The sequence below is a fragment of the Streptomyces sp. NPDC002676 genome (assembly GCF_053592455.1).
The window spans coordinates 1-1,508 of sequence record NZ_JBSFVT010000077.1; the positions used below are offsets into that span (position 1 = coordinate 1).

Sequence of the window (1,508 nt, forward strand, 5' to 3'; positions counted from 1 at the left end):
GACAGCTTCTTCGACCTCGGCGGCCACTCCCTGCTTGCCACCCGGCTCATCAGCCGGATCCGCACCCGACTCGGCATCGAACTCCCCCTCCGCACCCTTTTCGAATCGCCGAACGTTGCCGAGCTGGCCGAACAGCTGGGAACCGCGCGCAAGTCGCAACGCCCTGCACTGCGGCGGATGCCGCGTCCTGAGGAGAACTGATGATTTCGCTGTCCTTTTCCCAGCGTCGGCTCTGGTTCCTGAACCGCCTCGAGGGCGCGGCGACCGCTACATACAACCTGCCGATCACCCTGCAGCTCACCGGCCACCTGGACCGGGATGCGCTGGCCGCCGCCCTGCGGGACGTCGTGGAGCGGCACGAGAGCCTGCGGACCGTCTTCCCCGAAGGCCCCGACGGCACCCCCTACCAGCACATTCTCGACACCGGCCAGGCCTGGACGGGAATGGACGTGGTGTCGGCCACCGAGCACGAACTCGACGCCGCCGTGTCCGCCTTCCGTACCCGCGGCTTCGGCCTCACCGTCGACACCCCCCTGCGGGTGCGTCTGTTCGCGGTGTCGGAGGACGTGCATGTGCTGGTGGTGGTGTTGCATCACATCGCTGGTGACGGCTGGTCGATGGCGCCGTTGGCGCGGGATGTGTCAAGTGCCTATGAGGCTCGGGTGGGCGGGAAGGCTCCCGGGTGGGAGCCGCTGCCGGTGCAGTACGCGGACTACGCGCTGTGGCAGCGTGAAGTGCTCGGTGAGGAGTCCGACCCGGACAGCCTGATCAGCCAGCAGGTCGCCTACTGGACGCGGACACTGGCCGACCTGCCGGAACAGATCGAGCTTCCCGTGGACCGTGCCCGGCTCGCCGCGGCCTCCTACCGAGGCGACAGCGTCGAGTTCACCGTGGCAGCGGACGTCCACGCGGGCCTGGTGGGTCTGGCTCGGGAGTCGGGCGCGAGTGTGTTCATGGTGGTGCAGGCGGCGTTCGCGGCGTTGCTGTCGCGGATGGGTGCGGGGACGGACGTCCCGATCGGTTCGCCGGTGGCGGGTCGTACGGATGAGGCCCTGGATGATCTGGTCGGGTTCTTCGTGAACACGCTGGTGCTGCGGACGGATGTGTCGGGTGATCCGACGTTCCGCGAACTGGTGGAGCGGGTGCGGGAGGCGGATCTGGGGGCGTTCGGGAACCAGGATGTGCCGTTCGAGCACCTGGTGGAGGTGTTGAACCCGGTTCGCTCGATGTCCCGGCACCCCCTGTTCCAGGTGGCTCTGGCCTTCCAGAACCAGAGTCGGCCGACCCTGTATCTCCCCGGTCTCGATGTCGAGATCGAGCGCTCCGACAGTGCCGTGGCGAAGTTCGACCTCTCCCTGGGACTGTCGGAGCGTTTCGACAATGTGGGCGGTCCTGCGGGTCTGGACGGTGCCGTCGAGTTTGCTACTGATCTGTTTGATCGGGTGTCGGTTGAGGGGTTGGCCGGTCGTTTTGGTCGGTTGTTGTCGGTGGTGGTGGCGGATCCGGAT

Annotated in this window: 1 pseudogene; it reads left to right on the forward strand. The window is 67.2% G+C overall.

The annotated features are described in order from the left end of the window. Positions 1-1,508 (forward strand): annotated as a pseudogene (locus ACWD3E_RS43290) (condensation domain-containing protein); the annotation flags it as partial.